The sequence below is a fragment of the Streptomyces hawaiiensis genome, assembly GCF_004803895.1.
Lineage (GTDB): Bacteria > Actinomycetota > Actinomycetes > Streptomycetales > Streptomycetaceae > Streptomyces > Streptomyces hawaiiensis.
Window position 1 is genome coordinate 3,631,490 of the sequence record NZ_CP021978.1, and the last position, 26,122, is coordinate 3,657,611.

At 70.5% G+C, this 26,122-nt stretch carries 24 protein-coding genes, 1 tRNA gene, 1 pseudogene and 1 riboswitch; of the genes and pseudogenes, 9 read left to right on the forward strand and 17 right to left on the reverse strand.

What is annotated here, in order from left to right; all coding sequences use genetic code 11:
- Positions 1–105 precede the first annotated feature (105 nt).
- From CEB94_RS16545 to CEB94_RS16555, 3 genes are all read left to right on the forward strand, one after another.
- Positions 106–1,131 (forward strand): SGNH/GDSL hydrolase family protein, encoded by a 1,026-nt coding sequence (locus CEB94_RS16545; RefSeq protein WP_175432962.1) that lies wholly within the window; start codon positions 106–108, stop codon positions 1,129–1,131.
- Between the two features lie 130 nt (positions 1,132–1,261).
- A complete protein-coding gene (locus CEB94_RS16550) occupies positions 1,262–2,479 on the forward strand; it encodes an acetyl-CoA C-acetyltransferase (RefSeq protein ID WP_175432963.1) in 1,218 nt (405 codons plus the stop codon).
- A gap of 273 nt (positions 2,480–2,752) precedes the next feature.
- Positions 2,753–3,535: a hypothetical protein gene (locus CEB94_RS16555; RefSeq protein ID WP_175432964.1), complete on the forward strand. Its 783-nt coding sequence runs from the start codon at positions 2,753–2,755 to the stop codon at positions 3,533–3,535.
- 54 nt (positions 3,536–3,589) lie between these two features.
- Here the strand turns inward: CEB94_RS16555 and CEB94_RS16560 are convergent, their stop codons facing one another.
- Positions 3,590–3,901: a hypothetical protein gene (locus CEB94_RS16560; protein ID WP_175432965.1), complete on the reverse strand. Its 312-nt coding sequence runs from the start codon at positions 3,899–3,901 to the stop codon at positions 3,590–3,592.
- A gap of 101 nt (positions 3,902–4,002) precedes the next feature.
- Between CEB94_RS16560 and CEB94_RS16565 the strand changes: the two genes are divergently transcribed.
- Positions 4,003–4,233 (forward strand): DUF4287 domain-containing protein, encoded by a 231-nt coding sequence (locus tag CEB94_RS16565; protein ID WP_031102797.1) that lies wholly within the window; start codon positions 4,003–4,005, stop codon positions 4,231–4,233.
- Positions 4,234–4,307: 74 nt separating this feature from the next.
- Here the strand turns inward: CEB94_RS16565 and CEB94_RS16570 are convergent, their stop codons facing one another.
- From CEB94_RS16570 to CEB94_RS16580, 3 genes are all read right to left on the reverse strand, one after another.
- The gene (locus CEB94_RS16570) at positions 4,308–5,216 is read right to left on the reverse strand and encodes a Bax inhibitor-1/YccA family protein (RefSeq protein WP_175432966.1); all 909 of its coding nucleotides are present in this window, start codon (positions 5,214–5,216) and stop codon (positions 4,308–4,310) included.
- 169 nt (positions 5,217–5,385) lie between these two features.
- On the reverse strand, positions 5,386–6,561 hold the full coding sequence (locus CEB94_RS16575; RefSeq protein ID WP_175432967.1) for a 4-hydroxybenzoate 3-monooxygenase: 1,176 nt from the start codon (positions 6,559–6,561) through the stop codon (positions 5,386–5,388).
- Between the two features lie 134 nt (positions 6,562–6,695).
- Positions 6,696–6,779 (reverse strand) — tRNA-Leu (locus CEB94_RS16580).
- A 416-nt stretch (positions 6,780–7,195) separates the two neighbouring features.
- On the opposite strand from CEB94_RS16580, the gene CEB94_RS16585 reads away from it, so the two are divergent.
- Together CEB94_RS16585 and CEB94_RS16590 are read left to right on the forward strand one after the other, a co-directional pair.
- Complete coding sequence (locus CEB94_RS16585) at positions 7,196–7,966, forward strand: ABC transporter ATP-binding protein (protein ID WP_175432968.1); 771 nt, start codon at positions 7,196–7,198, stop codon at positions 7,964–7,966.
- Between the two features lie 38 nt (positions 7,967–8,004).
- The gene (locus CEB94_RS16590; protein WP_175432969.1) at positions 8,005–10,533 is read left to right on the forward strand and encodes an ABC transporter permease; all 2,529 of its coding nucleotides are present in this window, start codon (positions 8,005–8,007) and stop codon (positions 10,531–10,533) included.
- Between the two features lie 52 nt (positions 10,534–10,585).
- On the opposite strand, the gene CEB94_RS16595 is transcribed toward CEB94_RS16590, so the two are convergent.
- The gene (locus CEB94_RS16595) at positions 10,586–11,878 is read right to left on the reverse strand and encodes an SAM-dependent methyltransferase (RefSeq protein ID WP_175432970.1); all 1,293 of its coding nucleotides are present in this window, start codon (positions 11,876–11,878) and stop codon (positions 10,586–10,588) included.
- A 203-nt stretch (positions 11,879–12,081) separates the two neighbouring features.
- Positions 12,082–13,470, reverse strand: coding sequence for an NAD(P)/FAD-dependent oxidoreductase (locus CEB94_RS16600; RefSeq protein ID WP_175432971.1), 1,389 nt, complete (start codon positions 13,468–13,470; stop codon positions 12,082–12,084).
- A 490-nt stretch (positions 13,471–13,960) separates the two neighbouring features.
- On the opposite strand from CEB94_RS16600, the pseudogene CEB94_RS16605 reads away from it, so the two are divergent.
- Positions 13,961–14,143, forward strand: a pseudogene (locus CEB94_RS16605) (prevent-host-death protein); the annotation flags it as partial.
- On the forward strand, positions 14,140–14,409 hold the full coding sequence (locus CEB94_RS16610; RefSeq protein ID WP_175432972.1) for a type II toxin-antitoxin system RelE family toxin: 270 nt from the start codon (positions 14,140–14,142) through the stop codon (positions 14,407–14,409). The pseudogene CEB94_RS16605 and the gene CEB94_RS16610, both read left to right, overlap by 4 nt.
- A 4-nt stretch (positions 14,410–14,413) precedes the next feature.
- Here CEB94_RS16610 and CEB94_RS16615 read toward each other — a convergent pair whose 3' ends face one another.
- The 7 genes from CEB94_RS16615 to CEB94_RS16645 all read right to left on the reverse strand — a co-directional run bounded on the left by CEB94_RS16615 (position 14,414) and on the right by CEB94_RS16645 (position 21,507).
- Positions 14,414–15,355 carry a Ppx/GppA phosphatase family protein gene (locus CEB94_RS16615; RefSeq protein ID WP_175432973.1) on the reverse strand — a complete coding sequence of 314 codons (942 nt, stop codon included), beginning with the start codon at positions 15,353–15,355 and terminating at the stop codon, positions 14,414–14,416.
- On the reverse strand, positions 15,352–15,882 hold the full coding sequence (locus CEB94_RS16620) for a DUF501 domain-containing protein (RefSeq protein ID WP_175432974.1): 531 nt from the start codon (positions 15,880–15,882) through the stop codon (positions 15,352–15,354). Before CEB94_RS16620 ends, CEB94_RS16615 begins: the two co-directional genes overlap by 4 nt.
- 48 nt (positions 15,883–15,930) lie before the next feature.
- Positions 15,931–16,407, reverse strand: a complete 477-nt coding sequence (locus tag CEB94_RS16625; RefSeq protein ID WP_175432975.1) for an FtsB family cell division protein — start codon at positions 16,405–16,407, stop codon at positions 15,931–15,933.
- A gap of 102 nt (positions 16,408–16,509) precedes the next feature.
- Positions 16,510–17,790, reverse strand: coding sequence for a phosphopyruvate hydratase (gene eno / locus CEB94_RS16630; protein WP_175432976.1), 1,281 nt, complete (start codon positions 17,788–17,790; stop codon positions 16,510–16,512).
- A gap of 263 nt (positions 17,791–18,053) precedes the next feature.
- Positions 18,054–18,749 (reverse strand): LysM peptidoglycan-binding domain-containing protein, encoded by a 696-nt coding sequence (locus CEB94_RS16635; RefSeq protein ID WP_175432977.1) that lies wholly within the window; start codon positions 18,747–18,749, stop codon positions 18,054–18,056.
- A 3-nt stretch (positions 18,750–18,752) separates the two neighbouring features.
- Positions 18,753–18,919, reverse strand: a riboswitch (cyclic di-AMP (ydaO/yuaA leader).
- A 228-nt stretch (positions 18,920–19,147) separates the two neighbouring features.
- Complete coding sequence (locus CEB94_RS16640) at positions 19,148–20,101, reverse strand: LysM peptidoglycan-binding domain-containing protein (RefSeq protein WP_175432978.1); 954 nt, start codon at positions 20,099–20,101, stop codon at positions 19,148–19,150.
- A gap of 122 nt (positions 20,102–20,223) precedes the next feature.
- Positions 20,224–21,507, reverse strand: a complete 1,284-nt coding sequence (locus tag CEB94_RS16645) for a cytochrome P450 family protein (protein WP_175432979.1) — start codon at positions 21,505–21,507, stop codon at positions 20,224–20,226.
- An 89-nt stretch (positions 21,508–21,596) separates the two neighbouring features.
- Between CEB94_RS16645 and CEB94_RS16650 the strand changes: the two genes are divergently transcribed.
- Positions 21,597–21,953, forward strand: a complete 357-nt coding sequence (locus tag CEB94_RS16650) for a hypothetical protein (RefSeq protein ID WP_175432980.1) — start codon at positions 21,597–21,599, stop codon at positions 21,951–21,953.
- Positions 21,954–21,963: 10 nt separating this feature from the next.
- On the opposite strand, the gene CEB94_RS16655 is transcribed toward CEB94_RS16650, so the two are convergent.
- The 4 genes from CEB94_RS16655 to CEB94_RS16670 form a co-directional block, all read right to left on the reverse strand.
- Positions 21,964–23,022, reverse strand: a complete 1,059-nt coding sequence (locus CEB94_RS16655; RefSeq protein WP_175432981.1) for a nucleoside triphosphate pyrophosphohydrolase — start codon at positions 23,020–23,022, stop codon at positions 21,964–21,966.
- 70 nt (positions 23,023–23,092) lie between these two features.
- Positions 23,093–23,740 carry a SurA N-terminal domain-containing protein gene (locus CEB94_RS16660; protein WP_175432982.1) on the reverse strand — a complete coding sequence of 216 codons (648 nt, stop codon included), beginning with the start codon at positions 23,738–23,740 and terminating at the stop codon, positions 23,093–23,095.
- A gap of 141 nt (positions 23,741–23,881) precedes the next feature.
- Positions 23,882–25,378, reverse strand: a complete 1,497-nt coding sequence (locus CEB94_RS16665; RefSeq protein WP_381108536.1) for a protein kinase domain-containing protein — start codon at positions 25,376–25,378, stop codon at positions 23,882–23,884.
- A gap of 38 nt (positions 25,379–25,416) precedes the next feature.
- On the reverse strand, positions 25,417–26,049 hold the full coding sequence (locus CEB94_RS16670; protein WP_175432984.1) for a hypothetical protein: 633 nt from the start codon (positions 26,047–26,049) through the stop codon (positions 25,417–25,419).
- Positions 26,050–26,122 lie beyond the last annotated feature (73 nt).

The following is a 26,122-nucleotide window of genomic DNA, read 5'->3' on the forward strand; positions in this document are numbered from 1 at the left end:
ACCTCGCGGTGGTCCGTGACGGTCGTTCACTCCCTGTTGAGATTGGGCGACGGGCTGTACGGGGCAAGCACTGGGTGTACGGGTTCGAGGAGGTGGCGGCGACGCATGACGAGCATGTCGAGGGCGAGGGTGGCCCGGCGGATCGCGGCCGGCGCGGCTTATGGCGGCGGCGGGATCGGTCTGGCCGGAGCGGCCACCGTGGGACTGGTGCTGGCGGAGGTGCAGCTGGCGCGGCGCCGGGTGGGTAACGGCACGTCACCGCACGTGCCGCACGCGGACGGGCTGTACGGCCGTCTGTACGCCGGTCCCGCGATGACACCGCTGAGGCTGACGATGCTGGGTGACTCCACGGCCGCGGGCCAGGGCGTGCACCGGGGCGGGCAGACCCCCGGGGCGCTGCTGGCGTCTGGGCTCGCCGCGCTGGCGGAGCGCCCGGTGGAGCTGCGCACGGTGGCGACCCCTGGGGCCTGTTCGGACGACCTGGACCGCCAGGTGGCCCTGGTGCTGGCCGCTCCCGGTCCCGTGCCCGACATCTGCGTGATCATGGTCGGCGCGAACGACGTCACCCACCGCATGCCCGCGACCCGCTCGGTCCGCCATCTGTCCTCGGCGGTCCGCCGGCTGCGCACGGCCGGTGCGGAGGTCGTGGTCGGCACGTGCCCCGACCTCGGCACGATCGAGCCGGTCCGGCAGCCGTTGCGCTGGCTGGCCCGGCGGGCCTCACGCCAGCTGGCGGCCGCCCAGACGATCGGAGCCGTCGAGCAGGGCGGCCGCACCGTGTCGCTGGGCGATCTGCTGGGCCCCGAATTCGCCGAGAACCCGCGGGAGCTGTTCGGCCCGGACAGCTACCACCCCTCCGCCGAGGGCTACGCGACGGCGGCGATGGCGGTCCTGCCGACCGTCTGCGCCTCCCTGGGCCTGTGGCCCGCCGAGGAGGAGCGCCCGGACGCCTCCCGCCGCGAGGGCTTCCTGCCGGTGGCGCGGGCGGCCGCGGAGGCCGCCTCGGAGGCGGGCACGGAGGTCGCGGCGGCGATGCCGAGCGGGCCGCGCGGGCCGTGGGCCCTGCTGAAGCGTCGGCGGCGCCGGCGGGTACCCGAGCAGGAACCGGCCCCCGCGGCTCCGTCGAGCTGAGGAGCGCCGCAAAGCAAGCGCTTGGAAACTGCGGTCAGGGTCACACCGCGACACTCGTGACCCAGGCCATACGTACGGGTAACTTCCCAGTCAGCCCTGCCAGACCACCCGGTACGTCAATGGAGCCGTGATGCCCGAAGCCGTGATCGTCTCAGCCGCCCGCTCCCCCATCGGCCGCGCCGTCAAGGGCTCCCTCAAGGACCTCCGCCCGGACGACCTGGCCGCCACGATCGTCCAGGCCGCCCTGGCCAAGGTCCCCGAGCTGGACCCGAAGGACATCGACGACCTGATGCTCGGCTGCGGCCTGCCCGGCGGCGAGCAGGGCCACAACCTCGGCCGGATCGTCGCCGTGCAGATGGGGATGGACCACCTGCCGGGCTGCACCGTCACCCGGTACTGCTCCTCCTCCCTGCAGACCTCCCGCATGGCCCTGCACGCCATCAAGGCCGGCGAGGGCGACGTCTTCATCTCGGCCGGCGTCGAGATGGTCTCCCGCTACGCGCACGGCAGCTCGGACATGCCGGGCACGCACAACCCGCTCTTCGCCGACGCCGAGGCCCGCACCGTCGCCACCGCCCAGTCCGAGGGCTCGACCTGGCACGACCCGCGCGAGGACGGTCTGCTGCCCGACCCGTACATCGCGATGGGCCAGACCGCCGAGAACCTGGCCCGCGCCAAGGGCGTCACCCGCCAGGACATGGACGAGTTCGGCGTCCGCTCGCAGAACCTCGCCGAAGAGGCCATCAAGAACGGCTTCTGGGAGCGCGAGATCATCCCGGTCACCCTCCCCGACGGCACGGTCGTCTCCAAGGACGACGGCCCCCGCGCCGGCGTCACCCTGGAGGGCGTGCAGGGCCTCAAGCCGGTCTTCCGCCCCGACGGCATGGTCACCGCCGGCAACTGCTGCCCGCTGAACGACGGCGCCGCAGCCCTCGTGATCATGTCCGACACCAAGGCCCGCGAGCTCGGCCTCACCCCGCTCGCCCGGATCGTGTCGACCGGCGTCTCCGGCCTCTCGCCCGAGATCATGGGCCTCGGCCCGGTGGAGGCGAGCAAGCAGGCCCTGCGGCGCGCCGGACTGACCATCGACGACATCGACCTGGCCGAGATCAACGAGGCGTTCGCCGCCCAGGTGATCCCCTCCTACCGCGACCTGGGCATCCCGCTGGAGAAGCTGAACGTCAACGGCGGTGCCATCGCCGTCGGCCACCCGTTCGGCATGACCGGCGCCCGCATCACCACCACGCTCATCAACTCCCTCCAGTTCCACGACAAGCAGTTCGGCCTGGAGACGATGTGCGTCGGCGGCGGCCAGGGCATGGCCATGGTCATCGAGCGCCTCAGCTGATCGCCGCACGGTAGCCGCCATAGCACGCGCTGTGAGGCCTTGGCCCAGAACCCCGGAAACTCCGGGGTTCTGGGCTGTTTTGTGATCCAATCTCCCCCAGGATGTGACCTATCTCCCTCCGCCAGGGGAGAACCGCAGGTCACGGCAGCCACACCCCCTCCCCCGATACCGAAGCCCTGTCCGTTTCGTGATGTTACGCACTGACAGCTGGTTAGTCCGCCCTTCAAGCTGATGTAGGAAGTCGGGGGTCGACTTTGAACCGGGAGTACGTCAGTGAGCGCCATGCCGATCGCGTTGCTGGTCACCACGGCCGCCACGGGCGCCGTGGGCGTCGCCGTCCTGCGCACCGTCCTGCAGCTGCGCCGACAGGTCGCGGCCCTGCACACCGCGCTGGCCGAGAGCCGCGCCGCCACCACCCGAGCCCTGCTGCCCGCCGCTCGAACCGCTGCCGACACCGATGAGATACGTGCCGCCGTGGCGGCTGCGCTCGCCGAGGAGCGGGAGCGGGAGCTCGCCGAGGCGCGGGCCTTCTGGGCCGCCCAGGAGTCCCGTGACGCCTCCGAAGCGCCCTCCCTGCTGGGCCTGCCCGAGGCCGATCTGTTCCTGCCCCGCCAAACCGATTTCGCTGGTCTGGAGCCGGTGTCCGAGCCCGGCGCGGACACCGAGGAACCGGCCGGCGAGTCCCCGGAGCTGGCCGCGGCCCGCCGCCGCCACCCCTCCCACCCGGACTTCGTGCCGACGCAGTCGCCGGTCGTGAACGACCACGAGCGCACCGTCGCCACCCTGGAGGAGCTGGCTTCCTCCCGCGTCGAGCTGACGGACGTCCGCCCCGGCCCGCTGGGCACCCTGGACGTCTACGTCTTCGCCGACGGCACGACCCTGTGCATGACCCCGGGCCACCGCGAGACCGCGGAACGCCTCGCCACCGCCCTGCGCGCGGGCGTGACCCCGACCCTCCTGGGCGGCTCCGGCATCTCGGGCGCCTACACCCTGACGTTCGAGTGCGGCGAGGAGAACGTCTACATCCTGGCCGACAGGGTCATCGCGTCCCTCTAGGGGCGCGGGGAACGGCGCGGGCAACCACACGAGACCCGCACCCGCGAGCGCCGCTCAGACCCCCGCCCGCTTCTGCGCCTCCTCCACCCACGTCACCGCTTCATCGACGTCGGCATCGCTGCGAAGCACAACGGCCAGATCATGCACGGCAACGGTGATCTGATCTGCCACTGCAAACATCCCCGCATCCGGCATCTCCCGAGGCTCCACGCCCGGTTCCTCGAGAGCTTGCGCCCTGCGGGCCAACTCCCGGGCCAGCCCGAGAGCCTCGGCGGCAGCGCCCCGCTGCAACCGGCTCTGAGGCGCAGCCCTCAAACGATCGGCGAAGTGATCCACCGCACGGGTCAGAGGCGTCGTATCAACCACGCCGCGAGCGTACGCGTCGCACCGGGACTGTTGCCAACGGGCGAACACTCAGGCACGGTGACCTGAAGGACCGGCTTACATCCCAGCGTCCGGAGGCGCCGATGTCCCAAGTCTTCTCCGAAGAGACCCATCGCAACATGCTCGCCCGCATTCCCCACTGCACCGGTCGTGAGATCTCCGACTGGTTGCGCACCGTCGAAGATGGCCCGGCACTCTTCCGCTTCGAGGAAAAGGTCAGCTGGCTCCGGCACGAACACAACCTCGCGTACGGCCACGCCAAGGCGATCATCCACGAGTACGACCTGAGGAGGGCCGCGCGCAAACTGCTCTAGGCGCGCGCACTGTCCCCTCGACGACGAAGGGCCCCGGCCGGAGCCGGGGCCCTTCGCGCTACGACCGTCCAGGACTAGTCGCTGCTGTTGAGGATCGAGATGAGCCTCAGGAACTCCATGTAGATCCACACCAGCGTCAGCGTGAGGCCGAAGGCCGCGAACCACGCCTCCTCGCGCGGGGCACCGTAGGCGATGCCGTCCTCGACCTGCTTGAAGTCCAGGGCGAGGAAGCAGGCACCGAGGATGATGCCGATGACGCCGAAGACGATGCCGAGGGGACCGCTGCGGAAGCCAAGGCCGTCACCGCCGCCGAACACCGCGAACAGCAGGTTCACGGTCATCAGCAGGATGAAGCCGAGCGCGGCCGCCATCACGAAGCCGTAGAAGCGGCGGTTGACGCGGATCCAGCCGGCCTTGTAGGCGATCAGCACACCGGTGAAGACCGCCATGGTGCCGATCACGGCCTGCATGGCCGCACCGTCGGCGATGCGGTTGTCGACGATGTTGGAGACGACGCCGAGGAAGACACCCTCGAAGGCGGCGTACGTCAGGATCAGCGCGGGCGAGGCCTTGCGCTTGAAGGACTGCACGAACGCCAGGACCATGCCGATCAGCGCGGCGCCGATACCGATGCCGTAGCTACGGCTGATGTTGGCGTCGTCGATCGGCAGCAGGGCCCAGGAGAGCGCCGCGGTGAGGATGAGCACGCCGAGCGTGCTCGCTGTGCGCAGGACGACGTCGTCGATGGTCATCCGGCCGGTGGTGGCCGGGGCCTGCGGCGGCGCGCCGTACTGCAGGTCCTGCTGGGCGTAAGGGTTCTGCGCGTACGGGTTCTGCGCGTACTGGTCGCCCGTCGGCTGCGCGTACGGGTTGCCCTGGGTGGCGACAGCGGGACCCCCGGCCTGCGGCGCGGTGTTGAAGCCCGCGTAGCCGTTGTCGCGGCTGAACCCCCGTCGCGAGAAGACCGGGTTTCTGCTCCTCATTTCACTCCTCCATGGCCACCAGGCGTGGCCTTGGCTCAAGAGTAATAGGTAGGCAAAGGAATGACCCTACTGCCTGGGGAGGATCTTTCCCTCACTGTGCAGCGCAACACGCTACGCCGCTTCCTGATTCCCCTGACCGGAGGGGGTCATTCATCCGCGTCGTCCGTGCTCACCCGAGCGGGAAGCCGGTGTACCCCTCCGCGAGATCCGTCTCGGCGGCGCGGGAGGAGGTGATCCGCTCCAGCCGGGCGAGCTGGAGGCGGTCGTCGAACGGAGTCGCCCCGGGGGCCCGGTGCAGCAGGGTCGTCATGTCGTAGGAGAACCGCTCGGCCTGCCAGACGCGGCGCAGGCAGGTCTGCGAGTAGGCGTCGAGCAGCTCGGATGATCCGGTGTCCCGCTGGTGGGTCAGGGCCCGGGCGAAGGTGACGACGTCACCGGCGGCGAGGTTCAGGCCCTTCGCGCCGGTCGGCGGCACGATGTGGGCGGCGTCGCCGGCGAGGAAGAGGCGGCCGTGACGCATGGGCTCGTGGACCCAGGAGCGCATGGGCGTGACCGACTTCTGGGTGATGGGGCCGCGCGCGAGGCGCCAGTCGTCGGCGGTCTCGAAGCGGCGCTCCAGCTCGTCCCAGATCGCCTCGTCGCCCCACTGCCCGGCGTCCGTGCCGTCGGGCACCTGGAGGTACAGGCGGGAGACGGCCGGCGAGCGCATGGAGAGCAGGGCGAAGCCCCGGTCGTGGCGGGCGTAGACCAGCTCGTCGTGCGAGGGCGGCACGTCGGCGAGGACGCCGAGCCAGCCGAAGGGGTACGTCCGTTCGAAGACCCTGGTGAGTCCGGCGGGGATCGCCTGGCGGGCCACGCCCCAGAATCCGTCGCAGCCGACGACGTAGGCGCACTCCAGGACGTCCTCGTGGCCCTCGTGCCGGAAGCGGATCCGCGGGGCGTCGGTGTCGGCGTCCTCTACGGCCAGCGCCTCCGCCTCGAAGAGCAGAGGTCCGCCCTCCTCGAGCTGGAGGGCGATGAGGTCCTTGCACATCTCGGTCTGGGCGTAGACCATCACGGACCGGCCGCCGGTGAGGGCGGGGAAGTCGACGCGGTGGCGCCTGCGGTCGAAGCGCAGCTCGATGCCGTCGTGGCGCAGCCCCTCGCGGTCCATGCGCTCCCCGGCGCCTGCCGCGCGCAGCGCGTCCGCCGTGCCCTGCTCCAGGATCCCGGCGCGCTGCCGCCGCTCGACGTAGGCGCGGTCGCGGCTCTCCAGGACGACCGCGTCGATGCCGGCGCTGTGGAGCAGCCGGGCGAGGAGGAGGCCGGCGGGGCCCGCTCCGATGATGCCGACGGTGGTGCGCATCGGACGACCTCTTCCCATCCACGTTCGTCAGGTGAAAATTCTTTCACCACGTGCAGGTGAGTCTCCGACGGCATGAGGCCGCTGTCAACGGGCACGCCGTGAACTCTTCAATGGACCACGCAGAGATCGGAAGGTGCCCGGAGCCGGACTCGAACCGGCACGCCCGCGAAGGGGCAGCGAGGTTTAAGCTCGCCGTGTCTGCATTCCACCATCCGGGCAGGCCGTGGGCTCCGCATCGAGGTTCCGAGACTATCCGGACGGGTCCCCCGAACAGCGGAAGCGTGGACCGATGTTGTCTTATTTTATTGACGTCTGAGGGTGCATCAGCACACGGAACACGCCATCCGCACTTGCCAATAGCCTTGCGTGCGGCGATCGGCCGCGTATGCGGAATGACGGAATTTCACCGCTTGAACGAGGGCACTCCACCTGTTCTCGACACCTCGGACGCATCGGTTCCGGACACCGGGGCCCCTCGGGGGCGTTCGTCATCCCCAGGTATGACATCGCCCCGCGCGGTCAGACCGCAGTCGGCCTTCGGAACCAGAACAACGGGTGACTACACGGCGGCGTGGGACCCGGACGATGGAACACGTCCTTCCCCCGTACAGCCATCCGACAGGAGAGCCATCCCGTGACCACCGCTTCCCTCGCCGACCGGGCCACCACCGCGGCCGCGCGCGCCACGGATCTGTCCAAGATCTACGGACAGGGTGAGACCCAGGTGGTCGCTCTGGACCGCGTCTCCGTCGACTTCCGGCAGGCCGAGTTCACCGCGATCATGGGCCCCTCCGGCTCCGGCAAGTCCACCCTCATGCACTGCGTGGCCGGTCTCGACTCCTTCTCCTCCGGGTCGGTGCGCATAGGCGACACCGAACTCGGCTCACTGAAGGACAAGCAGCTGACCAAGCTGCGCCGGGACAAGATCGGCTTCATCTTCCAGGCGTACAACCTGCTGCCGACCCTGACGGCCCTGGAGAACATCACCCTTCCGATGGACATCGCGGGGCGCAAGCCGGACAAGGAGTGGCTGGACTCCGTCATCCGGATGGTCGGTCTGGCGGACCGGCTCGGCCACCGGCCGTCCCAGCTGTCCGGCGGCCAGCAGCAGCGCGTCGCCGTGGCCCGGGCACTGGCCTCCCGGCCGGAGATCATCTTCGGCGACGAGCCCACCGGAAACCTCGACTCGCGCGCCGGCGCCGAGGTGCTGGGCTTCCTGCGCAACTCCGTGCGGGAGCTGGGCCAGACAGTGGTGATGGTGACCCACGACCCGGTGGCCGCGGCCTACGCGGACCGGGTCGTCTTCCTCGCGGACGGCCGGATCGTCGACGAGTTGTACGGGCCGACGGCCGACTCCGTGCTCGACCGCATGAAGGCGTTCGACGCCAAGGGCCGCACCAGCTGATCCCCCGTCAGGACCGACAGGACTGAGAAGAAGAACCCATGTTCCGTACCGCCTTGCGCAACGTGCTCGCGCACAAGGCCCGGCTCCTGATGACCGTACTCGCCGTGATGCTCGGCGTGGCCTTCGTGTCGGGGACCCTGGTCTTCACCAACACCATCTCCGACGCCTACCAGAAGAGTTCGGCGAAGGGCTTCGACCAGGTAGACGTCGCCATGACGGCGGACTACGAGGATGCCGAGGGCGACCAGGCCGGGAAACTCCACGAACTGACCCAGGCCGTGCTCGACAAGAGCGAGCGGGTGCCCGGGGCCGCGTCGGCCATCGGCGTCGTGCAGAACTTCACCGCCATCGCCGACAAGGACGGCAAGCTGATCGGCGAAGGCTTCCAGTCGCAGGGCGGCAACTACTGGGGCACCGAGGACCCCCGCTACCCGCTGGTCAGCGGGCACGCCCCCAAGGGCCGGGGCGAGATCCTCATCGACTCCGAGACGGCGAAGCGCGCCGGCTACAAGGTCGGCGACACCGTACGGATGTCCGTCGACGGGCCGGTCCTGACCCCGAAGATCACCGGCATCTTCACCACCGACGACGGCAACGTCGCGGCCGGCGGCAGCCTCACCCTGTTCGACACGGCGACCGCCCAGAAGCTGCTGGGCAAGCCGGGCGTGTACGACCAGATCGACGTCAAGGCCAAGCCGGGCGTCACGCAGGCCGCGCTGAAGGCGGAGCTGGACAGGGCGCTGCCCAAGGGCACCGTCTCGACGACCACCGGCAAGCAACTCGCCGACGACCAGGCGGACATGATCGCCCGTTCGATGAGCGGCATGCAGACGGCCCTGCTGGTCTTCGCCGGCATCGCCCTGTTCGTCGGCACGTTCATCATCGCCAACACCTTCACCATGCTGGTCGCCCAGCGCACCAAGGAGCTGGCGCTGATGCGCGCGGTCGGCGCCTCACGCCGGCAGGTGACGCGGTCGGTGCTCATCGAGGCGTTCGTGGTCGGCGCGGTCGCCGCCGTGACCGGGCTGGTCACGGGCATCGGCATCGGGGCCGGACTGCGCTCCCTGATGGGCTCGTTCGGCGCGACCGTGCCCGACGGGCCGCTCGTCGTCACGCCCGGCACGATCGTCGCCGCGCTCGCGGTCGGCATCCTGGTGACCATGCTGGCGGCGTGGCTGCCGGGCCGCCGGGCCGCGAAGATCCCGCCGGTGGCGGCCATGAGCAGCGTGCACGCCAAGGCCACGACCAAGTCGCTGGTGCTGCGCAACACGCTGGGCGCGCTGGTCTCGGCCGCGGGCATTGCGGTGGTCCTCGTGGCCACGACCATGGACGGCACGGACGGCCAGATGCCCATGGGCTTGGGCGCGGTACTGCTGATCATCGGCGTGTTCATCCTGACCCCGCTGCTGTCCCGCCCACTGATCGCCGCCGCCGCGCCGGTGCTGCGCGTCTTCGGCATCTCCGGCAAGCTGGCCCGGCAGAACTCGGTGCGCAACCCGCGCCGTACGGCCGCCACCGCCTCCGCGCTGATGATCGGCCTGACCCTGATCACCGGCATGACGGTGACGGCGGGCAGCCTCCAGCAGGCCATCGTGAAAATGGCGTCGGCGTCGATCAAGGCCGACTACGTGGTGTCCATGGCGAACGGCAATCCGCTGTCGCCGGACGTGGAGAAGCAGCTGAAGCAGGCCGGTGACGTCACCGCCACCAGCCCGATGCTCAACGCCGAGTCCCGCATCGACGGCCGGAGCGAGTACCTGACCGGCGTCAACGGCGCCGCGATCGGCGACCTGGCCGGCCCGAAGGTCGACGAAGGCTCCTTCAAGGTCGGCGGCAGCGACGTCGTCGTGGACAGCGAGACGGCCAAGTCCTACGGCTGGAAGGCCGGTTCCGCCTTCACCGTCTCCTTCGAGGACGGCAAGAAGCAAAAGCTCACGGTCGCCGGCACCTACGAGAGCAACGACTTCCTGCGCGGCATCCTTCTCGACGAGAAGACCCTCGCCCCGCACGAGTCGGACCCGTACAACATGAAGGTCATGGTGAAGACCGCGGACGGCACGTCCGGCGCGGTGCAGGACAAGCTGGAGAAGGCCCTCGGCACCAACCCGGGCATCAAGGTCCAGTCCAAGGCGGACATCTCCAACGAGATCGCGCAGATGGTCACGCTGATGCTGAACATGCTCTACGGCCTGCTCGCCATGGCGGTGATCGTGGCAGTTCTCGGCGTCATCAACACCCTGGCCATGTCGGTCTTCGAACGCTCCCAGGAGATCGGCATGCTCCGGGCGATCGGCCTGGAACGCAAGGGCATCAAGAGGATGGTCCGCCTGGAGTCCCTGGTGATCTCCCTGTTCGGCGGGGTGCTGGGCATCGGCCTGGGCGTGTTCTTCGGCTGGGCGGCCGGTGAGCTGCTGGCCTCGAAGATGGCGACGTACGAACTGGTCCTGCCGTGGGCGCGGATGGGCGTCTTCCTGCTGCTGGCCGCGACGGTGGGCATCCTCGCGGCGCTGTGGCCGGCCCGGCGTGCGGCACGGCTGAACATGCTGGATGCCATCAAGGCGGAGTGACGGATGCGCGAAGGGCCCCTTTCCCCGGCGGGAGAGGGGCCCTTCGCCGTTCTCAGTTCCAGGTGCGGGCGCGCAGCGGCATGTCCGACGTCCCGGACTCGGGGGTACGGACGGCCAGGACCTGGTTGACGCCGATGCGGTTGCGTTCGAAGGCCAGCGCGGACGCCGCCATGTACAGGCGCCAGACGCGGGCGCGGCCGGGGCCGGCCAGCTGGACGGCACGCTCCCACTCGGCCTCCAGGCGGGCGACCCACCGGCGCAGGGTGAGGGCGTAGTGCTCGCGGATCGCCTCGACGTCGCGCACCTCGAAGCCGGCGCGCTCCAACTGGGCGACGGTGATGCCGATCGGCTGGAGCTCGCCGTCGGGGAAGACGTAGGAGTCGATGAACGCGTCGACGCTGTACGTCGTCTCGTCCCGCTGCGGGCGGCGGGCGATCTGGTGGTTCAGGAGCCGCCCGCCGGGCTTGAGCAGGCCGTACAGGTCGGCGGCGTACTCCAGATACTGCTCGGCGCCGACGTGTTCGGCCATGCCGATGGAGGAGACCGCGTCGTAGGGCCCGTCGCGGACGTCGCGGTAGTCCTGGACGCGGATCTCGACCTTGTCGGTGAGGCCCTCGTCGGCGACGCGCTTGCGGGCGTAGGCGGCCTGTTCCTGGGAGAGCGTGACGCCGACGACGCTCACGCCGTGCTCGCGGGCGGCGTGGATGGCCATGGAGCCCCAGCCGCAGCCGACGTCGAGCAGCCGCCGCCCGGGTGTCAGGCCGAGCTTGCGGCAGACGAGTTCGAGCTTGTCCCGCTGGGCCTGTTCGAGGGTGCTGTCCGGGGTGGGCCAGTAGGCGCAGGAGTACACCATGGACGGGCCGAGGACGATCTCGTAGAAGTCGTTGCCGACGTCGTAGTGGTGGCTGATGGCGCGTCGGTCGGTGCGCTTGGTGTGCAGGTGGCGGCGGGGGCTGCGGGTCTCCTCGCGGGGCGGGGCGGGCGGCAGCGGGACTCCGGCGAGTGCGATCAGGCCTCGGACGGCGGCGCGGGCCTCGGGGTCGCGCAGGGTCTGGGCGAGGGTGCGGGCGTCGTCGTCGCGCTCCCAGACGAGACCGGCCAGCAGATCGAGGGTCGCGTAGAGGTCACCCTCGATGTCGAGGTCCCCCGCCACCCAGGCGCGGGCCAGGCCCAGTTCGCCCGGCTTCCACAGCAGGCGGCGCAGCGCCCGGCGGTTGCGTACGACGAGGGTCGGCGCGCCCGGGGGGCCCGCCTGCGAACCGTCCCAGGCGCGGATGCGCACCGGGAGCGGTGCTCCCAGCAACTGTGTGAAGAGGACCTGCAGCCGCGGCGCGGCGTCTGCCATGGTGTACACCTCCGTGACGGGGAATCCCGGAATGTCCGACACCACGTAAACACCTGCGGGGCTTCGGCGCAGTCCCCGGCACGCGTCATGTCTGGGCAAAGCCCCCTCTTCACCCGCCCGAACACGGCTCCCTGACACGCCGAAGGGCCTCCCGCACCACGGATGGCGGGAGGCCCTTCGTCAGGCGGACGACCGACCGGAGGTCAGGAGGCCTTGGCCTTCTCCTCGGTCTTCTCCTTCGGCGCGGCGGCGACCGGGGCCGGCTTGGCCGCCTCGTAGAACTCCTCGCGCGGCGTCTCGATGGCGCCGAGCGAGACGACCTCACGCTTGAGGAACATGCCGAGGGTCCAGTCGGCGAAGACGCGGATCTTGCGGTTCCAGGTCGGCATCGCCATGCCGTGGTAGCCACGGTGCATGTACCAGGCGAGACGGCCCTTGAGCTTGATCTTCATCTTGCCCATGACGATCATCGCGACGCCCTTGTGGAGGCCGAGACCGGCCACCGCGCCCTTGTTGGCGTGGGCGTAGTCCTTCTGCGGGAAGCCCCGCATGCCGGACACCACGTTGTCGCCGAGGACCCGGGCCTGGCGCAGCGCGTGCTGGGCGTTCGGCGGGCACCAGGCGTTCTCGTTGCCCGCCTTGCGGCCGACGAGGTCCGGGACCTGGGCGTTGTCGCCGGCGGCCCAGATGTAGTCGGTGCCCTTGACCTGGAGGGTCGGCTCGCAGTCGACGTGACCGCGGGGGCCGAGGGGCAGGCCGTAGCGGGCGAGGGCCGGGTTGGGCTTGACGCCGGCGGTCCAGACGATGGTGCTGGAGTCGACCTCGAGGCCGTTCTTCAGCACCACGTGGCCGTCGACGCAGGAGTCCATGGAGGTGGACAGGTAGACCTCGACGCCGCGGCCCTCGAGGTGCTCCTTGCCGTACGTGCCGAGCTTGGGGCCGACCTCGGGGAGGATCTTGTCGGCGGCGTCGACCAGGATGAAGCGCATGTCCTCACGGGACACGTTCTTGTAGTACTGCGAGGCGTCCCGGGCCATGTCCTCGACCTCGCCGATGGTCTCCGCACCGGCGAAACCGCCGCCCACGAAGACGAAGGTGAGCGCCTTGCGGCGGATCTCCTCGTCGGTGGTGGAGTCGGCCTTGTCGAGCTGCTCGAGGACGTGGTTGCGCAGGCCGATGGCCTCCTCGACGCCCTTCATGCCGATGCCCTGCTCGGCGAGGCCGGGGATCGGGAAGGTGCGGGAGACCGCGCCGAGCGCGATCACCAGGTAGTCGAAGGGCAGCTCGTAGGCCTCGCCGACCAGCGGGGAGACCGTGGCGACCTTGCGGTCCTGGTCGATGGTGGTGACCCGGCCGGTGAGGACCTCCGCCTTGGGCAGCACGCGTCGCAGCGGGACGACGACGTGGCGCGGGGAGATGTTGCCGGCGGCGGCTTCGGGGAGGAAGGGCTGGTAGGTCATGTACGACCGGGGGTCGACGACCGTGACGGTCGCCTCGCCGTAGCGCATCTTCTTCTGAATGCGCCGAGCTGCGTACAGGCCTACGTACCCACCGCCTACTACGAGGATCCTGGGACGCTCCGTGGTGCTCATGCCATCGAGTATCCACCCGTCTCAGGGGGGTGGCTCGTGCGCCCCTTCACAAGCTCGGGCGGGGTGTGTGTTATCCTCCGCGACTCGCGTGATCCACGTCATGGTGACAACCGGGCTTCTTTGTGCACCCCGGAGCGTTGTCAATGCCGCGTGAGCTGCCTCTCTGTGCCTGAGGAGCCTCCGTGAGGCACCCCCGGGGCGTCGCTCCGAGCGCTTTCACGGACACCCCCATACCACGCTTCTGAACATGTTCAAAGGCCAGTTCAGCCCCCGGACGGGTCAACGGGACCTCTCCCGTCGCCCGGGAGGGCCGAATTCCTTGTGAAGAACTTCACGAACTTTTCCGACGGGCTGTCGCCCGGGGGTTCGTCCGAGCCCCCAGGACGCGCTCATTCGTGATCCATGCCTGCTCAGAAGCGGGCTACGCGACCGGCCACGCGATGCCGTCGAGGATTTCCCATGAACGCGCCTCCCGCACGCTGCGATGTCCACTCGCAACGGCGCCCCAGTAGCCGCGGTCGTGCCGATCACCGACTTCGAAGCGCTGGAGGAGGCGGCCGACGTGATGCTGGCCCGGGAGGCGGAAGCAGTCCTGGCCGACGGCGGGCCCACCGTTTCCATGGCCGACCTGCTGGCGGACCTGTTCAGCGAGCGCGATGAAGGCGCCGCGTGAAGTACGCCTTCCGGTTCACTACTGCTGCACAGCGGCAGCTTCGGGCCATCAGCCGGCACGATGCCATGCGCATCCTGACCGCGTTGACCGCGCTCGGCGACGATCCGTACCGCGAGGACGCCGATGTCAAGAAGCTCACCGGCCCGTCCGGGCTCTACCGGCTCGGGGTCGGCAGCTACAGGGTCGCCTACCAGATCAGCGATGGTGAGCTCGTCATCCTCGTCGTCAAGGTAGGCGACCGGCGGGACGTGTACCGCAACCTGTAGGCGGTCAGGCCAAAGACCAGCCAATACCGTCGAGGATGTCGTGCTCGCTCACGACGACCTCCCGCGCGCCGATCCGCTCCATGATCGACAGGAGCACGAGGGCGCCCGCCCCGATCACGTCGACCCGGCCCGGGTGCATCGAGGGCACGGCCGCGCGCTCGGCGTGGGTGGAGCGCAGCAGCCACTCGGTGATCTCGCGGACCCGTTCGTAGGAGACACGGGAGTGGTGGATGGCCTCGGAGTCGTACTCGGGCAGTTCCTGGGCGATCGCCGACACGGTCGTCACGGAGCCGGCCAGGCCGACCAGCGTGCGCGCCTCGCGCAGCGGAACCGTCTGCTCGGCGAGGTCGAGCGCGGCCTCGATGTCGGCCCGCATCGCCGCGATCCGCTCCGCGGACGGCGGGTCGCTCACCACCCCGTCCCGGACCAGATGCCGCTCGGTCATGCGGACACAGCCGATGTCCACCGAGCGGGCCGCCCGGACCCGGTCGTCACCCACGACGAACTCGGTCGAGCCGCCGCCGATGTCCACCACGAGGTAGGGCTTCGCAAGGTGGTCGCGCCCGGCGAGCTCCTTGGTGGCGCCGGTGAAGGAGAACGCGGCCTCCTGGTCCCCGGAGATCACCTCGGGCTCGACGCCCAGGATGTCCAGCACACCGCGCACGAACTCGTCCCGGTTCTCGGCGTCCCGGGAGGCGGACGTCGCCACGAACCGCAGCCGCTCCGCCCCGTGCTCCTTGATGATCCCGGCGTACTCGCGGCACGCCGCGAAGGTCCGCTGCAGCGCCTCGGGGGCGAGCCGGCCGGTGCGGTCGACACCCTGCCCGAGCCGCACGATCGTCATCCGGCGATCCAGGTCGACCAGCTCACCGGTCGCCGGGTCCGCGTCGGCGACCAGCAGCCTGATGGAGTTCGTACCGCAGTCCACGGCGGCGACACGGGTCACTGGGCATCCTCCTCGGCGGTCGTCACGCAGGCGCCCTTGCGCCACCACTCCGGCAGCATGGCCAGAGCCTCGTCACCGAGCGGGTTCACGCCCGGCCCCGCGGCCAGCGAGTGAGCCACGAGGACGTGCAGGCACTTCACCCGGTCCGGCATGCCGCCCGCGCTGGGGAAGTTCTTCAGCTCCTCGATCTCGTCGCGCCGCCGGATGTAGTCCTCGTGCGCGGCCCGGTACGCCGCCGCCAGCTCCGGGTCCGAGTCCAGCCGCTCGGTCATCTCCTTCATCACGCCGTTGGCCTCCAGCGTCCCGATCGCCGAGTTCGCCTTCGGGCACGTCAGGTAGTACAGCGTCGGGAAGGGCGTGCCGTCCGGCAGCCGCGGCGCCGTCTCGACGACGTCCGGCTGTCCGCACGGGCAGCGGTGCGCGATCGCGCGCAGACCTCGCGGAGGCCGACCGAGCTGCTGCTTGAAGGCCTCGACGTCGGCGTCGGTGGGCTCGGTGCGCGGGGTAGTCGGAGGGGGCGTTTCCATGACTGTTTCAGGCTGTCTTTCTCTGGGTTCAGGTCACTGGGGCTCGGGTCACTGGCCGGAGGCGTCGGCCTTGTCGACCCCGTCCCAGACGTTCGAGTACCAGGGGCGGTCGGCCGCCCCCAGGTCGGTGCGCGACTGCTTCGACGCGTGCGGGTCGACGACGATGAAGCCCGTCTCCCCCGGCATGACGTAGTGCAACCGCTGCCGGATCTGCTGCTCGGCGTACGCGTCGTCCTGCCAGCGCGCCTTCAGGTCGCGCAGCCGTTCGACGCGCTCGCGGGCCTGCCGCTGTTCGCGCTGGAGGTCGTCGATCTCGGCGCGCTGCGAGACGTACTCCCGCATCGGGTAGGCCAGGGCCACGATCAGCGAGCACATCACCAGGGCGAGCAGCGCGGCCCGGCCGGTCAGCCGCGAGCGGCGGGCCTGGCGCTTGGTCTGGGAGCGGTAGACCCGGGCCGCGGTCTGCTCGCCGAGCAACCGGATCCTGGTCGCGGTGGAGAACCGGTCCCGGTCCTTCACGGCCATCTGTCCGCCTCCCGCTCCACCGTCCTACGCGCGTACGTCCCCGGACACGGTACGGGACCGAGTACGGGGACGTACGTACGACGCTGCGTCTTGTGGCCGGGGTCAGCCCTTGAAGCGCGGGAAGGCCGAGCGGCCGGCGTACACCGCGGCGTCGTCGAGGATCTCCTCGATGCGCAGCAGCTGGTTGTACTTGGCGACGCGCTCGGAGCGGGCCGGGGCACCGGTCTTGATCTGGCCGCAGTTGGTGGCGACGGCCAGGTCGGCGATGGTGACGTCCTCGGTCTCGCCGGAGCGGTGCGACATCATGCACTTGAAGCCGTTGCGCTGGGCCAGCTCGACGGCGTCCAGGGTCTCGGTGAGCGAACCGATCTGGTTGACCTTGACCAGGAGCGCGTTGGCCGCGCCCTCGTCGATGCCGCGGGCCAGGCGCTCGGGGTTGGTGACGAACAGGTCGTCGCCGACGATCTGGACCTTGTCGCCCAGCTTGTCGGTGAGGACCTTCCAGCCGTCCCAGTCGTCCTCGAACAGCGGGTCCTCAATGGAGACGAGCGGGTACGCGTCGACGAGCTCCGCGTAGTACTCGGTCATCTCGGCCGCCGAGCGCTCCTTGCCCTCGAAGGTGTAGACGCCGTCCTTGTAGAACTCGGACGCGGCGACGTCGAGCGCCAGGGCGATCTGCTCGCCGGGGGTGTAGCCGGCTTCCTTGACGGCCTCGAGGATGAGGTCGAGGGCCTCGCGGTTGGAGCCGAGGTTCGGGGCGAAGCCGCCCTCGTCGCCGAGGCCGGTGGCCAGGCCCTTGCTCTTCAGGACCTTCTTCAGCGTGTGGTAGACCTCGGCGCCCCAGCGCAGGGCCTCGGAGAAGGACTCCGCGCCGATCGGGGCGATCATGAACTCCTGGATGTCCACGTTGGAGTCGGCGTGCGAGCCGCCGTTCAGGATGTTCATCATCGGCACCGGCAGCAGGTGCGCGTTGGGGCCGCCCAGGTAGCGGAAGAGCGGCAGGTCGCTGGCCTCGGAGGCGGCGTGGGCGACGGCGAGGGAGACGCCGAGGATGGCGTTGGCGCCGAGGGAGCCCTTGTTGTCGGTGGCGTCCAGGTCGAACATCGCCTGGTCGATCAGGCGCTGCTCGGTGGCGTCGTAGCCGACGAGCTCCGGGCCGATCTGCTCGATGACCGCGAGGACGGCCTTCTCCACACCCTTGCCGAGGTAGCGGTTCGAGTCGCCGTCGCGGAGCTCGATGGCCTCGAAGGCGCCCGTGGAGGCGCCGGACGGGACGGCGGCACGACCGGTGCTGCCGTCGTCGAGGCCGACCTCGACCTCGACCGTGGGGTTGCCTCGGGAGTCCAGGATTTCCCGGGCTACGACGACGTCGATGGACGGCACGAGCATCTCCTTCTTATGTGACGCGGGTACGCGGGTCGCGTGGACCCGGCGAGGTGCGGGCCGTGGTGGCTCGCGACATGAGCCTAACCGGCTCCGGGCGATCGGCCACCGGGTCGCCCACCCCATGGACAGAACCGAGAGTAAATTGTTTCCGAACGGAACAAAGCCGGATTGCGAAGAACGGCAGAAAAAACCCCGCTCCGGTGCGTACGGGGGATGACGCACCGGAGCGGGGAGCCTGTGGGCCCTGGGCGGGCCGCTGCTTACTTCAGGTGCAGCTGCTGGCCCGGGTAGATGAGGTTGGCGTCCTCGACGATGTCCTTGTTCAGCTCGAACAGCTTCTCCCAGCCGCCCTTGACCTTCTTGTCCGCCGCGATCGAGCTCAGGGTGTCGCCCTTGACGACCTTGTACTCGCCGTCACCCTTCTTGACCTTCTTGCCGGTCGGGGTGGTGACGGTCTTCTTGGCGGCCGGGCGCTCGTCGGAGCGGGAGGCCGGCTGCTGCTGGGTCTCGCGGGACTCGGTGCTCTGCTGGCTCTGCTGCGAGGAGCTGCCGGAGTCGCTCGAGGAGCCGCCGCCGGTGTAGCCGGCGCTCGACAGGCCCTTGCCGCAGACCGGCCAGGCACCCTTACCCTGGCTCGCCAGGACCTTCTCGGCGATCTCGATCTGCTGGGACTTGGTGGCCTGGTCGGCGGTGGAGGCGTACTGGGTGCCGCCGTAGCCGGACCAGGTGGAGGCGGAGAACTGCAGACCGCCGTAGTAGCCGTTGCCGGTGTTGATGGACCAGTTGCCGCCGGACTCGCACTGGGCGACCGTGTCCCACTCGGAGGCGGTGGCGGCGGAGGCGTTGCCGACCGCCATCAGCGGGGCGGCGACGGCGGCGCCGGCGACACCGGCGACGGCGATGGCACGAGTGGCCTTGGACGGACGGCGGTGCTTGCCCTTGCTGGAAAACAGCATGGAAGATCCCCTCACCGACGCCTGCGAGGTGAGCTGTCGGGTTCGGGCCGGTTGAGTTGCCCGGCCGCGTCCCTCCCGGGACACGGCTTCACCCCAAGCCCTTCCGGCTCAACTGGCCGGTCGGGCACTTACCTTGGGTCCCCCGCTCCTGCCTACGGCGCTTGACGCGACGACTGTTCCCGTACGGCCGCTGGCAGGATTCGGCGTTGCGGCAGCCGGGGCTCGTGGTGACGAGCGGTCACGACCGTAGACACGCGGTCCGCGGAATTTCAAAGACGATCAAGGCTTCTGAGATCTATCTCTCACCGGCCTTATACGGGACATTCGGCGCGAAACATGACGTGAACTCACCCGGTTTCGGGACGACTTCGACTGCCGTTTCCGCACTGCCCGAACGGCTACCTCTCGTCCGCTTCGCCCCCTACCGTGAGCGTCTGACCGGGGTGGATGAGGTCGGGGTCGGCGCCGACCGCCTTCTCGTTGCCCTCGTAGAGCGCGTGCCATCCGCCGCTGACCCGAAGGGCGTCGGCGATGGACCAGAGACTGTCGCCGACACCCACGATGTAGGCGCCTTCGGACTCTTCGCCGGAACTCTCGTCAGCGGGCGTGGAGTGACGCCCCGTGGGCTTCTCCGCACGTTCGCCCTCGGGTGCGCGGGTTTCGTCGGCGCTGGGACCGCGATGACGGCCGGAGCCGGTATCGGCCGACGCCGAGGAGTCCTCGTCCTGCTGCGATGTGCCCGATGTGCCGCCCTCGGAGGTGGCCGACGGAGAGGCGTCGGGCTGCCGATCCCGCGACGAACCGTCGGATTCGGGCGACTTGCCGGTCTTGGTGGTTTCGTCCTTCGACGGCGACGACGCGTCAGGCGAAGGGGATGAAGAAGGACTCTCAGAGGGGGGCGAACCCAGCGAGTCGAGCAATCCGGGCGAGTCCACCTCACCGGATGATTCGGATGAATCGGGTGATTCCGACCCTTTGTCCTGCTGGAGTCCCGAGAGCAGTCCGCAGGTGCGCCACGCGCCGACCCCCTGGTCGGCGAGGATTCTCTCGGCCACGGCTATCTGCTGAGAGCGACTGGCCAGATCGGCGCTCGCGGCGTAGTCGAGACCGCCGTGGTTCTCCCAGTCCTCCTGGGACAACTGCAGGCCGCCGTAGTAGCCGTTACCGCTGTTCTGGCTCCAGGCGCCGCCGGTCTCGCAGTCCGCGACCCGGTCCCAGGTCGTGCCGTCGGCCGCGCTGGCGCCAGAAGCCCCGAGGAGCGGGATCGCGATGGCGGAGCCGGTCACTCCGGCCGCCACGAGGAGAGCCGGAGCCTGGCGGGGGCGACGGTGCCGACCGTTCCCGGAGAGCATACGGAGACCTTTCGCGAGACATCAGTGACCAACGCGGCGCGAAACCCGGGCCGCGTTGATGGGTGAACGTATCGGCAGACGATCACTTGTCACAAGTTCATGCCGCGCAGATCACGTGAAGATCACAAGTCTGATGTTTCGTCACTTTCAGCCGGCGCGAACTCCACCGGCAGGGTGCGCAGCCCGCGCATGATGAGGCCGCCGCGCCATCTCAGCTCGGCCGGATCCGCGGCGAGCCGGAGGTCGGGGAGGCGGGTGAGAAGGGTGGCGAGCGCGGTCTGGCCCTCCAGCCGGGCGAGCGGGGCACCGAGGCAGTAGTGGATGCCGTGGCCGTACCCGAGGTGCTGGTTGTCACGGCGGGCGAGATCCAGCACGTCCGGACCGGCGAACCGCTCCGGGTCCCGGTCCGCGGCGGCCAGCACGACGAGAACGGGGTCGCCCGCCTCGATGCGCTGCCCGCCGAGGGTGAGGGGCTGCGTGGCGAAGCGCCAGGTGGCGAGTTCGACGGGGCCGTCGTAGCGCAGCAGTTCCTCTACGCCGGTCTCCAGGAGGCCGCTCTCCCCGGCGGCGAGGGACGCCTGGAGGCGTGCGCGCTCCTCGGGGTGGGTGAGCAGGGCGTAGGTGCCGTTGCCGATCAGGTTCACGGTCGTCTCGAAACCGGCGAACAGCAGGATGAAGGCCATGGCCGCCGCCTCGTTCTCGGTGAGGTGCTCACCGTGGTCGGAGGCGCGAATGAGGCCGGAGATGAGGTCCTCGCCGAGGGCGGGTTCGGCGGGCAGCGCCTCCCGCTTGCGGTGGATGAGGTCGGCGAGGTAGCCGCGCATCTTCTTCACGGACCGTGCCACGCCGCCCCTGGGCCCGCCCTGGTGACGGATCATCATGCCCGCCCAGTCACGGAAGTCGTCCTGGTCCTCGGGCGGGACGCCGAGCAGGTCGCAGATGGCGTAGATGGGGAGCGGGAAGGCGAACTCGTGGATCAGGTCGGCGGACCCCTTCCGCGCGAACCCGTCGATGAGGGTGTCGGTGAGCTCCTGCACCCGCGGGGCGAACTCGGCGACCCGGCGGGGCGTGAACGCCTTGGACACCAGCCGCCGCAGCCGGGTGTGGTCCGGCGGGTCGATGTTCAGCAGATGCGTCATCAGATCGGCCTTGCGCTCCCCGGGGATCCCGGTCTTGCCCTTGGCGTGCGCCGGTTCGTCGTGGTGCGCCGGGTTCTTGGAGAGCCGGTTGTCGGCGAGCGTCTGCTTGGCGTCGGCGTACCGCGTGACCAGCCAGGCCTCCACACCGCTGGGGAGCCGCGTCTTGTGGACGGGGCTGTGCTCGCGGAGCCAGGCGTAGGCGGGGTAGGGGTTGCCGGCGAACTCCCACGAAAACAGCTCGGGCATCCCGGGCACTTCATGTCGCATGCCATGACCCTACGCAGCGCCTGCGGCGGCACCGGCGCCACTGTCAGAGGTCGGCACTACTCTGACGGCGTCGAGGCCAGGGGGACCGGGTGCTGGAAGGTGTACTGATCGCGGAGAGCCTGCGGGTGGGCGCCGAGCCGGCCGGTGTGCCGCTGCGGGTCACGAAGATCACGAGGGTGGCGGTGGAGGGCGCGGCGGCCGGGCAGCCGGGGCAGTGGACGCTCCTGGACTTCGCCGACGCGGAGCGGCCGGCCGAGCGGCCGGCGGACTGCCTGGCCCCGGCCGGGGGCTGGTACGTCAACTACAACACCGGCACGGAGGCGTTCGTGGTGTTCGCCGGCAGGGTCTTCCGCTATCCACGCCGGCAGACGGAGGGGCGCCTGCCGGCGCAGCGGTACGCCCGCTCCCTCGGGATCCCCGAGGCGCAGCTGGACTGGGAGGACTGACCCGGCGGGCTCAGCTCTCCGCCTCCCTGATCGCGTCCCGGTACGCGCGGGCCGCGGCTCTCAGGGCCGCTTCCGGGTCGACGCCCTCCGATTCGGCGCGGACGGCCAAGGCCAGGAGGTCGTAGCCGATGCCTTCGACGGGTGGCAGCGGTATGTCCAGGTCCGCTGTGCGGGCGCGGGAGGCCAGCTTGGCGGCGAGGGCCAGGCCGGGCTGACCGAGGGGGATGCCCTCGGTGATCGAGGTGCGCTGCTTCTCGACCGCCTTGGTGCGCAGCCAGTGCTCCTTGACCTCCTCGGGGGTGCTGGCCGTCGCGTCGCCGAAGACATGCGGATGGCGGTGGATCAGCTTGGCGACGATGCCACCGGCCACGTCGTCGATGGAGAAGGGGGTCTCCCCATTTTCCGGGCGGGCCTCTTCAGCGATGCGGGCGTGGAACACGACCTGGAGCAGGACGTCGCCGAGCTCCTCGCGCAGTTCGTCGCGGTCGCCCTCCTCGATCGCCTCGACGAGTTCGTACGCCTCCTCGATGCCGTACTTGGCCAGGCCCTTGTGGGTCTGCTGGGAGGACCAGGGGCACTCGGCGCGGATGCGGTCCATGACCTGGACGAGGTCGAGGAGCCGGGCGCCGGGGAGGTCGTAGGAGGCCGGCAGCAGCTCCAGCTCGGGCATGGCGATCCGGCCGGTGCCGGCGAGGCGTGCCAGGCCGTCCGTCAGGACCGGTTCGCCCTCGCCCGTCGCCACCACGACCACCGTGTGCCCGCCGGCGCAGGTGTCGACCAGTTCCTCGGCGGTCGGGGACGCCTCGGCGACGGTGATCCCCGCCTCGCGCAGATACGGCAGCTGCGGGTGCGTGCCGTCCGCGCACAGCACCCGGTCGGCCGCGTGCAGAGCCTGCCAGGCGGGCCAGGAGAGCAGACCGGGGGCGACGCGGTGGCTGGTGGTGAGCAGGACGATGCGGCCGGGGGCGGCGGCCGCGTCGGGAGCGGTCCGCTCGGGGCCCGGGGTGGCTTCGGGGCTGGGAGCGGTCCACTCACGGCCCGGGGTGGCTTCGGGGCTGTTGGCGTTCACGGTTCGAAGCTATCCCACGCCGCCGACAGTCCCGGAAGTTATCCACAGGGCCCGGAGGTGGGCGGGTGTCCTACATGCCCTGCTGGGTCTGCGCCGCCGTGACGTCCCGCAGCCACGGCGTCTTGGCGTCCGCACGGCTGCTCTTCTGGACGTCCCAGGTGCCGTAGCGCGGGTTGAGGTCGACGTTCAGGTCCTCGGAGGCCTCGGAGAGGGCCTTCCAGAACTCGGGGCGGCCGGTGTCCGTGCCGAGCTTCTCGGCGAGCTTCTGGGCCTCCAGCTGGAGGCGGAGGTTCTCCTCGAGGCGCTGCGGCGGGATGCCGTACTGCTGGAGCCAGGTCGTCTCCAGCGCCTTGGCGCCACCGGCCTGCTGTTCCAGGCCGGAGCGCATCGCCTGGATCTCCTTGCGGGAGACGCTCACTCCGGCGTCCTGGGCGGCGCGGTGCAGCACCCGGTCCAGGACCATGGTCTGCAGGGTGTCGCGGGTCAGGGTGCCTGTCCTGGCGATGGCCTGCTGGTACTGCGCCTCGTCCCGCACGGCCGCCCGCTGGGCCGCGCGTACCTCGCCGACCCGCTCGTCCAGCTGGGAGACGGTGATCCGCTGGCCGCCCACCACCGCTGCCGCGCCGGGATGCGCGTCGTTTCCGCAGGCGGTGAGAAGGGGCGCCGCGGCGGCGATCGCTGCGGTGAGGACGAGCGCGGTGCGACGGCGGCGGTGCAAGGAAACCTCCCGAGGAGATTGTGCGACGGTGCACAAGGTCTTGCGATGATCGATGGTAGGCAGTGTCCAAGCTCTGGCCAACCCATTCGACCAACGATTCACCGGGACTTCCGGCACCGCCGCGCCACCCCGGGGCGCTCGTCAGCCGCGGACCTGCCCCAGCCACTGCAGCGTCCTGCGGATCTCCGCACCGAGCGGGTGCCCGGGGCCATGGGTGCGCTCCACGTCGTGCAGCAGCCGGGCGAGGGTGTCGTGGGCGGCGCTTCGGTCGCCGAGGGCGAGCAGGAGATGCCCGATACGGCGGCGGACGTCGTGCGCGAGTTCGGGGCCGCCGGCGGCGACGTACTGGTTCTCGTAGTACGGCAGCACCGCCCGGTACTCGGCGAGCGCCGCGGCCGGTTCGCCCAGCTGTTCGAGGCACTGGGCGGCCTCGTAGCGGTGGCGCAGGGCCTGCGGGTCGGCCTGGCCCGCCTCCGCGGCGCGTTCGTCGGCGAGGCGGCGCAGCTCGGGCAGGGCGCGGCGGTACTGGCCGTCGTCCAGGAGCGTCGCCGCGTACTGCTTGCGCAGGGTGCGCACGACCGGGGAGTGCGCGCCGTGCTGTTCGGCCGCGGCGGGCAGGATCGCGCCGAGGATGTCGACGGCCTGGGTGACACGGCCCTCGCCGAGGAGCCGTTTGACCTCGTCGACGGCGCGGACGATGTCCGTCTGCCCCGGTGGGTCGGTGACGGGCCCGGCGGGCGTGGGCTGGGGCGCGGGGGTGCGCGCACGATCCGGCCAGGGGGCGTGCGGGCGCAGGAACGGGCGGGTGGGGTCCAGGGCCGCTCCGGTGGGCGTCCCTCGCGCGGGCAGGAGCAGCTCCAGGTGCTCGTAGACCTCCTGTGCGGAGGCGGGCCGGTGCTGCGGGTCCTTGGCGAGCAGGCGCAGGACGAGCGCTTCCAGGGCCTCGGGGACTTCGGGACGGATGCGGCGCACGGGCAGCGGGGGCTCGTACAGGTGCCGGTGCAGGACGCCGAGGGCCGTGGAGCCGGAGAAGGGCACGTCGCCGCTGAGCAGTTCGTGCAGGACCACGCCGAGCGCGTACAGGTCGGTGTAGGGGCCGACCGCGCCGCCCATCGCCTGTTCCGGGGCCATGTAGGCGGGCGAGCCGATGGGGGTGCCGGTGTGGGTGAGGCGGGTGGTGTCCGCGTCCATGACGGAGGCTACGCCGAGGTCGAGGACGGTGACCGTGCCGTCCTGTTTCACCATCACGTTGCGCGGCTTGAGGTCGCGGTGGACGATCGGCACGGCGTGCACGGCGCTCAGCACGGCGCACAGCTGCGCGGCGACCGCGACCGCCCACTGCCAGGGGTACGGGTCGTGCTCGGCGAGGTGGCCGGCGAGGTCGGCGCCGTCGATGTACTGCATGACGAGGAACAGTTCCTCGCCCTCACTGCCCGCGTCGTGCACGGTGACCAGGCCGGGGTGGTCGACCTGCGCGGTCACCCGGCACTCGCGCACGAAGCGGCGGCGCAGTTCCTCCGCGTCCTGGCCGGCCACCTTGTCGGGGCGCAGCAGCTTCACCGCCACGCGCCGGTCGAGCCGCTGGTCGTAGGCCGTCCAGACCTGGCCCATGCCGCCCTGCCCGAGGACGGTGGACAGTTCGTAGCGATCGGCGACGACCCGTCCCGCCGCCGCGGTCACCGTCCGCCCTCGTGGTTGCCGTCCCGGTGGCCTTCGCCCTCGTGGCGGCGCAGGTAGTCGCTGAGCTCGTCGAGTTCGGCACGGACCTGGTCGATGCGGGCCGGAGCGGGGCGCTGGGCGGGCGGGGGCGGCTGGATCGGGCCCGGGGTCTGGGGTGTGGCGTCGTGGGGTACCGGTGTGTGGGGTGCCGGGGGCCGCGGGACGGGCGTGGACGCCGGAGCGTAGGGCGGCGCGGGGGGCGGATAGCCGTACGGGGTGTGCACGACGGTCGGTGCGTGGGGCGAGGCGTGACCGGCGATCTTGCGCTGCTCGCCGTGGTGGCCGATGTCCACGACGAGGAAGTGGACGGCGGCGCCCACCCCGAGCAGCAGGATCATGGCCAGCGCGATGTCGGTCCGGTAGTCGTCCTCCGGCAGCGCGCCGATCACGGCGAAGCCGGCGATGGACAGCGGCAGGCTCACCCAGGCCAGCGCCCAGTCGAGGACCCGTCCGCGCAGGACGGCCACCCGGAACAGCGGTACGCAGGCCAGCACGCCGCACGTGAGGAAACCGGCTGCGGCGAACAGCACACGCAGGGAGATGACCGTTGCCGCGCTGCGGGGAGGCGGCGCCGCGCCGTGGCCGTACATGACTGCTCCTGGACCGGTGTGGCCGATGGGGACGGACGTGCGAGTGACAGACCCTGTTGGGGAATCCGAGCGT